7 protein-coding genes and 1 tRNA gene are annotated in these 8,637 nt (G+C 72.2%); 4 read left to right on the top strand and 4 right to left on the bottom strand.

From position 1 onward, the window contains the following. Nucleotides 1-86 precede the first annotated feature (86 nt). Nucleotides 87-707: a pyridoxamine 5'-phosphate oxidase family protein gene (locus tag ABD52_RS22150; protein ID WP_030274421.1), complete on the top strand. Its 621-nt coding sequence runs from the start codon at nucleotides 87-89 to the stop codon at nucleotides 705-707. A gap of 39 nt (nucleotides 708-746) precedes the next feature. On the opposite strand, the gene ABD52_RS22155 is transcribed toward ABD52_RS22150, so the two are convergent. Beyond that, a complete protein-coding gene (locus ABD52_RS22155) occupies nucleotides 747-1,316 on the bottom strand; it encodes a DUF3592 domain-containing protein (RefSeq protein WP_047893091.1) in 570 nt (189 codons plus the stop codon). A 42-nt stretch (nucleotides 1,317-1,358) separates the two neighbouring features. Beyond that, nucleotides 1,359-3,533, bottom strand: coding sequence for an acyltransferase family protein (locus ABD52_RS22160; RefSeq protein ID WP_047893083.1), 2,175 nt, complete (start codon nucleotides 3,531-3,533; stop codon nucleotides 1,359-1,361). A 129-nt stretch (nucleotides 3,534-3,662) separates the two neighbouring features. On the opposite strand from ABD52_RS22160, the gene ABD52_RS22165 reads away from it, so the two are divergent. Further along, nucleotides 3,663-4,490 (top strand): TrmH family RNA methyltransferase, encoded by an 828-nt coding sequence (locus ABD52_RS22165; protein ID WP_047893084.1) that lies wholly within the window; start codon nucleotides 3,663-3,665, stop codon nucleotides 4,488-4,490. A 53-nt stretch (nucleotides 4,491-4,543) separates the two neighbouring features. Here the strand turns inward: ABD52_RS22165 and ABD52_RS22170 are convergent, their stop codons facing one another. Then, nucleotides 4,544-4,981 carry an Atu4866 domain-containing protein gene (locus tag ABD52_RS22170; RefSeq protein WP_235437530.1) on the bottom strand — a complete coding sequence of 146 codons (438 nt, stop codon included), beginning with the start codon at nucleotides 4,979-4,981 and terminating at the stop codon, nucleotides 4,544-4,546. Nucleotides 4,982-5,077: 96 nt separating this feature from the next. On the opposite strand from ABD52_RS22170, the gene ABD52_RS22175 reads away from it, so the two are divergent. After that, complete coding sequence (locus tag ABD52_RS22175; RefSeq protein WP_047893092.1) at nucleotides 5,078-5,938, top strand: helix-turn-helix transcriptional regulator; 861 nt, start codon at nucleotides 5,078-5,080, stop codon at nucleotides 5,936-5,938. A gap of 821 nt (nucleotides 5,939-6,759) precedes the next feature. Here the strand turns inward: ABD52_RS22175 and ABD52_RS22185 are convergent. Then, a tRNA-Thr gene (locus ABD52_RS22185) sits at nucleotides 6,760-6,833 on the bottom strand. A gap of 132 nt (nucleotides 6,834-6,965) precedes the next feature. Here ABD52_RS22185 and ABD52_RS22190 point away from each other — a divergent pair. Further along, nucleotides 6,966-8,637 (top strand): metallophosphoesterase (locus ABD52_RS22190; protein WP_047893086.1); only part of this gene is annotated, 1,672 nt, incomplete at its 3' end.

Below are 8,637 nucleotides of genomic sequence, written 5' to 3' on the forward strand. Positions count from 1 at the left end.
ACGCGCTCTCCTAGGCTGACAGTGGCGGATCACGGCCCGTCGCGGGCCGGAACCGTCGTCGAGGTCAACGGACGGGGGAGGAAGACGTGACGACCCGGGAGATCACCAGCGAGGCCGAACTACGCGAGCTGATCGGCACACCGATGCCGCGAGCGGCCGCCAAGGACCGCCGTACGCTGCACGAACGCGACCGGGAGTGGCTCGCCGCCTCGCCGTTCTGCCTGATCGCCACCGCCGGCGCGGACGGCACCTGCGACGTCTCCCCCAAGGGTGACCCGCCCGGTTTCGCGCTGGTGCTCGACGACACCACGATCGCGATTCCGGAGCGGCCCGGCAACCGGCGGGCCGACGGCTACCGCAACATCCTGGCCAACCCGCACGTCGGGTTGATCTTCCTGATCCCCGGCCGCACCGACACGCTGCGGATCAACGGCCGGGCCCGGCTGATCTCCGACGCGCCGTGGTTCGCCGACATGGAGGTGAAGGGCCACCGGCCGGTGCTCGCCGTCGAGGTCGCGATCGAGCAGATCTTCTACCACTGCGCGAAGGCGTTCCTGCGCTCCGAGCTGTGGCAGCCGGAGACCTGGCAACCGGACGTGCTGCCGACGCGGGCCCGGCTGATCAAGGAGGTGGAGGCCCCGGCGGAGAGCCTGGCCGACCTGGAACGCCACTACGGCCCGGCGTACCTGGAGACGCTCTACCGCTGACCCCGTCGCCGGCGGCCGGCACCGAGCGTTGCGCTTGCGTCAGCGCCCGGCGTTGCGCTTGCGTTTGCCCCGGCCGGTGTAGCCGCGACCGTCTCCGACCGGCGTCGGCGCCACCCGGCGCGGCCGGTCGCGGCGCGCCGCGTCGTGGCTCGCCCGGCCGGCGCGGTCGCCTGGTCGGGCGCGCCGGATGCGGGACAGCGTCAGCACCACCCCGGCGCCCAGGGCGAACAGCCCGACCACGCCGAGTACGCCCTGCACCCGCCCGCGATGCCCGCTGAGCTGCCCGAAGTCGGTGACGAAGTCGTTCGGGTCCGCCGGGTTGACCCAGATCGGCACCTCGGTGCCCGCGGCCCGGCACACCTCGAAGCAGGGCACCTCCTGCGAGTGCGTCCGGCCGTTGACCACGTAGCTGAAGTACATGGTGGAACTCCGGCCGCCCCTCTCCGTCACCTGGTCGACGACCGTCGCCCGCGCGGGCGTACCCCGCTCGCGCAGCGTCACCCCCCAGTCGTCGAGCGCCATCTGGGTGTGGAACGGCAGCCAGAGCAGGGCGCCACCGGCGACCGCCAGCAGCACGTACACGAGGCTGAGCCAGAGCGGCCGACGCATGATCACGCCGCCATCGTGGCCGGGCGCCGCAACCCCGGCGACCTACCCGGCCGGGGTGAAGCGCGCGGGCACGCCGACGTCGGACAGGGCACGGGCGAGGTGCGGCGCGGTCGTCTTCACGTACGCCGCGCCGATGTGCGAGCCACCCCGGTAGATGAGCACGTTGCCGAACACCACAGGGCACCTGTCGGTCGGGCAGACGGCGTCGAACAGGTCGATCATCTTGACCTTCGGCGCGCCCGCGACCGCCTGCCGCTGCATCCGGTAGGCCGGGTCCTGGTCGTGCTTCTCCCTGTCGAACGCGCAGGCGGACAGGCGCTTGCGGTTCTTGTCGGCGCACGCCACCGCCGCGCCCGGATGCGGGTTGTTGGCGAGGACGACGACCTTGGTCCCCACCGAGTCGAGCTTCTTCCACGAGGCCCGTACGCCGGACACCATCGCCGCGACGGTGGCGCGCTCACCCCCGCTGTCCAGGGCCGTCGACGCCGACTGCGAGGTGACCACGTAGTCGGGGCGCTCCTGCACCAGGCGGTCCAGCAGCGCACGGTTCCACTCGATGCAGTCGGTGTACGGCTTGCCGGACCCGTCGCCCTTGAGCACCTGGGCGCTGGTGAAGGCGCACCCCGCCTTCGCCATGATCAGCAGCTTCCAGTCGTTCTGGGCGGCGAGCACCTGGAACGCGGGCAGCCACTGGTCCATCTTCGAGTCGCCGACGAGCGCGACGGTGGTGGACCCGTTCGGAACGCCGTACGTGCAGGACAGCACCTCGGCGCCCTCGACCTGCTGGAAACACTTGTCCCGGTTGGTGTCCGGCACGTCCATGAAGCCCTGCCGGATCTGCAACGGGTCCGGCGTGATCGCGTCGAACCGCTCCGGGACCGGGCCGATCGGCGCCGTGCCGGGCGCTGTCGACAGCAGCGCCGCGCCCGGGGCGTACCGGCCCTTGGTCGTGGTCGCGGCGGCGGCCCACGCGCCCATCAGCACCAGGACCAGACCGGCGCAGATGCCGGCGAGCGTGAAGTTGCCGCCCAGGCTCAACGCCAGACGCGGCGACGTGGAGATCTTCCGCGAGTAGCGCAGCGGGTTCTCGACCAGCCGGAAGGTGAGCCAGGCCGGGATCACCGAGGCGAGCGCCACCACCAGGCCCTCGGTCACCGACAGGTCACCGAAGTGCGCGGCGGCCACCACGAGCATCGGCCAGTGCCACAGGTACAGCGAGTACGACAGGTCACCGATCCACTGGAACGGACGCGTGCCGAGCACCAGCACCGGCCCTCGGGAGCCGGCCGCGGCACCGGCCGCGATCACCGCCGCCGCGCCGAGCGTGGGCAGCGCCGCCGCGTACCCCGGCCATGCGGTCTTCCCGCTGACCAGCAGCGCCGCCGCCACGATCGCGGCGAGGCCGAGCCACCCGAGGACGACCGCCACCGACCGGGGCATCCGCGCGGCGCGGACCGCCAGCAGCGCGACCGCCGCGCCGACCGCGAGCTCCCACAGCCGCGTGGTGGAGACGAAGAACGCGCGCTCGGGCGAGTTCGCCGTCTCGACGATCGACCAGACGAACGACGGCACCGCCAGCACCGCGAGACCGACCCACAGGACCGGCCGTACGTTCGCCCGCCGGAGCCTGCGCGCGGCGAGGATGGCCAGCACGATCAGCAGCGGCCAGAGGAGGTAGAACTGCTCCTCCACGGCGAGCGACCAGAAGTGCTGGACCGGCGACGGCGCGACGTCCTCGGCCAGGTAGTCGACCGCGCGGTCGGCGAACCGCCAGTTGACGACGTAGGTCGCCGCGGCGGCGATGTCGCCGCCGATGACCTGCCACTCACCCCGGGGTACGAACAGCCGGACCGCGACGGCGGTGGCCGCCAGCACCACAGTGGCCGCGGGCAGGATCCGCTTGGCCCGGCGCGCGTAGAAACCGGTGAGCGAGACCCGTCCGCTGCGATCGATCTCCGAGATGAGCTGCCCGGTGATGAGGAAACCGGAGATCACGAAGAAGACGTCGACGCCGACGAAGCCACCGGGGATGAACGGCAACCCGGCGTGGTAGAGCAGCACCAGCCCCACGGCGACAGCCCGGAGCCCGGCGACGTCAGCCCGGAACCGGCTCGGCGTCGCCTCCCTGCCCGGCTCGCGTCCGGTCGCCGTGCCGGCCGGTTCCTCGGCGGGCGAACCTTCCCGATCGGCAACTTTCGTCAACGGCGGGGAAGTCATCGCGATCCTCAAACTCTGCGGGCTGGGGGCGAGGGAACGATAGCGGCTGGTCACTCGGCGGGACAATCGCGCCGCGTCACCACCTCACCGGCGCGTGACCTCGAACCCGGATGCGGTTGAATCGGCTGCGTGGCGAAGACCCTGACGATCACCACCCGCAACGCGAGCTTCCAGCAGTGGCAGGCGCTGCTGACCAACCGCACCAAGCGGCAGCGTTCCGGGGAGTTCCTGGTCCAGGGGGTGCGCCCGATCACGGTGGCCCTGGAACAGGGCTGGGAGATCCGTGCCCTCCTCCACCCGGACCGGCAGCCCCTGTCCCGCTGGTGCCGCGACCTGCTCGACCGCGCCGACGCCAGGCGGGTGGCCCTCGCGCCGGAGCTGATGCGGGAACTGAGCGGCAAGGAGGAGGAGTCACCCGAACTGCTCGCAGTCGTGGCGCAGCCCGCTGACGACCTGGCCCGCATCCCGGTCGGGCCGGTCATGCTCGTGGTGGTCTTCGACCGCCCCAAGACCCCGGGCAACATCGGCACGCTGATCCGCTCCGCTGACGCCTTCGGCGCCTCCGGCGTGATCATCACGGGCCACGCCGCCGACCCGTACGACCCGAAGGCGGTCCGGGCCACCACCGGGTCGCTGTTCGCCCTGCCCGTGGTGCGCGTCCCCAGTCACCGCGACGTCCTGGACTGGGTCGCCGCGGTGCGCGCGGACGGACTTCCGCGGGTCCAGATCATCGGTACGGACGAGCACGGGGACGTGGACGTCGCCGAGCACGACCTGACCGGCCCCACTCTCCTGCTCATCGGCAACGAGACGCACGGGCTCAGCAAGGGCTGGCAGGAGGCCAGCGACCGGATGGTGCGCATCCCGATCGTGGGGGCGGCGAGTTCCCTGAACGCGGCGGCGGCCGGGACCGTGGCGCTGTACGAGGCCGCCCGGCAGCGCGCCGAGCGCCGGTAGCGGTTGCGCCGCCACCGGACGCCCGACGCTCCCCTGTCCGTCGGCGTTCTCCCCTACCCGGACGGGCGGGTGGACGCCCGCCCCGCGACCGCCTGCCGGTGGGCCGCACTGCCCTCCCGATAGAACAGGTAGCCGCCGTGGTGCAGGACGTCGCCGTCGAACCGGCCGTCGGCGGTGAACCCGCTGTCGTCCCGGTAGTCGATGTGCTCGCCGGTCACCTCGTACCGACCGGTGTAGGCGCTCGCCCGGTCGCCGCGCGCCTCGTCGTACCGGCCGTCGGGCAACAACTCCTGCCGGATGTGGCCGTCGGCGGTGACCCACATCCCGACGTACGGATGAAGGGCCTCGGAGACCGAGGGCCGCGCCGGCGTCGCGGACGGGGCGGCCTGCGGTACGGGCGGTGTCTCCGTGCCGCAGGCGGTGAGCGCCGCCGTCAGGAGGACGGTGGCGGCCTTGCGGTGGCTGGTGCCGGACATCTGTGTGGATTCCATGAGTCCACGGTGCGGAGTACGGCCGGTCGCAACCAGGGTGCGTCACACCCCGGCTGAGCCTCCTGGCGGCCGACCGCCCGCGGTTATGTTGGGGTGGTGGACGGCAGCAATCCGCTCGGCGAGTTCCTGCGCGCCCGGCGTGAGACGACCAGCCCGGCGGAGGCCGGCATCGTCTCCTCGGGCCGGCGCCGGACGCCGAGTCTGCGGCGCGAGGAGGTCGCCCGGCTGTCCGGGGTCAGCGCCGACTACTACGCCCGCCTGGAGCAGGGGCGGGAACAGCACCCGTCGGAACAGATGCTGAACGCCCTGGCCCGCACCCTCGGACTCGACGCCGAGGAGGCGGCGCACCTGCACCTGCTGGCCAGGAGCGGCCGCAAGCCCGCCCGCAGGGGTACGCGGGAGACCGTCCGGCCGAGCCTGCTGCGCCTGATGGACGGCTGGCTGCACACACCCGCGCTGATCGTCGACCGCAGGATGGACGTGCTGGCCGCCAACCGGCTCGGACGCGCCCTGTTCGCCAAGCTGTTCGAGGCCGACGAGCCCAACCTCGTCCGGTTCGTCTTCCTCGACTCGGCGGCCCGTTCCTTCCATCCCCACTGGGACCGGGTCGCGCAGTCCAGCCTGGGCGCGCTGCGGGCCGCCGCAGCCGACATGCTCGACGACGCGCGGCTCACCGAACTGGTCGGGGAGCTCTCGCTGAAGAGTCCGGAGTTCCGCCGGCTGTGGGCCCGCCACGACGTACGGGGAAAGACGCACGAGGCGAAGCTGTTCCACCATCACGACGTCGGCGAGCTGACCCTCACGTACGACTCCTTGACCGTCGCCGGGGCGACGGGCCAGCAGCCGACCGGCTACCAGGCCGAGCCCGGCAGCCGGTCGGCGCAGGCGCTGGCGCTGCTGGGCACGGTGGCCGCCGACCTGCCCGCTCCGGGCAGAAGAACTCGGGCGGCCTCGTAACGGGGTCTACAGCCGACACGCTAGCGATGATCCCGACTGTTCTCCTGATGGGATTTTCCAGCGACGCTAGGACGATCATCCGATGCGACAGGAGCATCCGCAGCGCGTACCCGACCGCACCGACCGGCCCGGTGTCGAGGGCAGGTGGGCGGTCGCCCGCTGGCGGCGCGCCCTTGCGGTTCTCGCGCCGCTGGTCGCAGCGGTGCTCGGCGCCGCGATGGCCACGCAGTGGGAGGTCGGCGGCGGCCGAGCCGTCAGCTCTCTCCCCGCTCCGGCGCGATGGATGGCCGAGAACCTGCCGTTGTTCGACGGTGGGGAGCCGGCCTGGATCTGGCGTGGTCCCTTCTTCGTGTCGGTGCTGCTGACGCTGCCGCTCGTCTGGACGGTGACGGGCCACGCCACCGCGACGCCTCGGCGCCTCACGAGGTACGGGCTCCTCGCCGCGGCCATCGCGATCGGCCTGGAGTACAACAGCCCCGGATACGGGTGGATGTTCGACCTCGTGGCCCTGCTGACGGCGCTGGCGGGCACCGTCTGGTGCGGGCTGCAGGGGCTGCGTCGCGGTGTGCTGCCACGCCGCGTCGCGTGGGCGCTCATCGCGGCACTGCCGTTGACGCCACCGGCCGGCTTCCTCACGTTCTGGTACCTGCCGCCTGGCCTGACCATGGGCGTCCTGCTGGCCTGGGCGGCTGCCCCGGCTGGCCCGGCCGGTCGAAGCAGCCGCGGCGCGGACGATTTACGGACCGGCACCCGTCGGCGGAGGGGCGATCGCCCTCGGGGAAACGGCGAAGCCCAGGTCGATGACCTGGGCTTCGGTACCGAGCCGCCTGACGGAATCGAACCGTCGACCTACGCATTACGAGTGCGTCGCTCTAGCCGACTGAGCTAAGGCGGCAACGACCGCCAAGTGTACGGCACGCCCGACCGGAAGCCGAACCGGATCCCCCGACTCCGAAGCCGGACACCCGACCACATCCGCCCCGGTACGGGAGAGACTTCGCGCCCGGTCCGGACTACCCTGCGGCGGGTGACCGACGAACCGCCGCGACCACCGGCTCCCGAGGCGCGTCCCGGCGAGCGTGCCACCCGCCGCCCCCGCAGCATCGACCCCCGGGAGCTGGGTTTCACCCCCCGCCGGCCGGTGCCCTGGCTCGCGCCGCTGCTCCTGATCAGCACCGGCCTGCGTACGTTGCTGGCCATGCTGTTCGGGGCGTACCTGGACAAGCGCGAGTTGCAGAACGCGTTCAGCGACGGCACGTTCCGGCAGGTCGGGCCGGACGGTGGGCTCTGGCTCGACTACGTGGCCGACCTGGGTGACGGCTTCGACGCCACGTACTCGGTGGCGTACCTGCTCGCCCAGCCGGAGCTGACAGTGGACGGGCACACCCTTCCCCGCGCACAGACGCTGGTGATGGGCGGCGACCAGGTCTATCCCGCGGCGGGCTACGAGGCGTACGAGGACCGGTGCAAGGGTCCGTACCAGGCGGCGCTGCCTGTTGCCCCGCCGGAGCAGCCGAAGCTGTTCGCGGTGCCCGGCAACCACGACTGGTACGACGGCCTGACCGCGTTCCTGCGCCTGTTCGTGCGTACCCGGGACCGGCACTTCGGCGGCTGGGGCACCGGCCAGTCCCGCTCGTACTTCGCCGTCGAGCTGCCGGCCGGCTGGTGGCTGCTCGGCCTCGACGACCAGTCCGGGTCGTACCTGGACGACCCGCAGCTCACCTACTTCGACGAGGTGGCCCGCAAGCTCACCCCGGAATCCAAGGTGATCCTGGCGGTGCCGGCGCCGACGTGGGTCAAGGCCGTCGACCACCCCAACGCGTACGACTCGATCGACTACTTCATCCGTACCCTCGTCGCGCCGACCGGGGCGCAGGTGCGGGTGCTGGTCTCCGGCGACCTGCACCACTACGCCCGCTATGCCGGGACGGACCGGCAGCTCATCACGTGCGGCGGCGGCGGCGCCTACCTCTACCCCACGCACCGGCTGCCGGAGAAGCTGGAGGTGCCGCCGCGTGACACGCTGACCCGGCGGGCCAGCAACACCCGGGAGTACGACCTGGCTGCGCGCTATCCGGACAAGGCGCGCTCCCGCCGGTACGGCTGGGGGATCTTCGCCCGGCTGCCGTTCCGCAACCCGGGCTTCACGACGCTGCTCGGCACGCTGCACACGCTGCTGATGCTGGCCATGGCCGGGGTGGCGGTGCAGCAGGTGGGCACCACCGAGCAGCGGCTGTTCAGCGTGCCGCTGGCGATCATGCTGGTGGTGGCGATGATGGGCGCGGTTTTCTTCGCCAAGCCGCCCACGGCGGGCGGGAAACGGCACGCCCGGCACTGGATCCTCGGGGTGGCGCACGGGCTGGCCCAGATAGCCCTCGCCGCCGGCGGCACGTGGGTCTGGTTGCAGCTGCCGTTCTACGACTGGCCGTGGCCGCTGCCGGCGGTCGCCGCGGTGGTGCTCTACGGGCCGCTGAGCGGGCTGGTCGCCAGCCAGCTCGTGGCGCTCTACCTGCTGGTGGCGGGCGCGTTCGGGGTCAACCTGAACGAGTTGTTCGCGGCGCAGGGCATCGAGGACTCGAAGGCGTTCCTGCGGTTCCGGATCGACCCGGACGGCACGCTGACGATCTACCCGATCGCCGTCGACAAGGTGTCGCACGACTGGCAGTTGAACCCCGACCAGTCCCCCACCGCCCCCTGGC

Origin of the sequence: Micromonospora sp. RV43 (genome assembly GCF_001029515.1) — a bacterium.
Classification (GTDB): Bacteria; Actinomycetota; Actinomycetes; order Mycobacteriales; family Micromonosporaceae; genus Micromonospora; species Micromonospora aurantiaca.

Bases quoted from the DNA above. Each gene is read 5' to 3' on its own strand.
- ABD52_RS22155 (WP_047893091.1), bottom strand. From the start codon at position 1,316: ATGCGTCGGCCGCTCTGGCTCAGCCTCGTGTACGTGCTGCTGGCGGTC.
- ABD52_RS22160 (WP_047893083.1), bottom strand. From the start codon at position 3,533: ATGACTTCCCCGCCGTTGACGAAAGTTGCCGATCGGGAAGGTTCGCCC.
- ABD52_RS22170 (WP_235437530.1), bottom strand. From the start codon at position 4,981: ATGGAATCCACACAGATGTCCGGCACCAGCCACCGCAAGGCCGCCACC.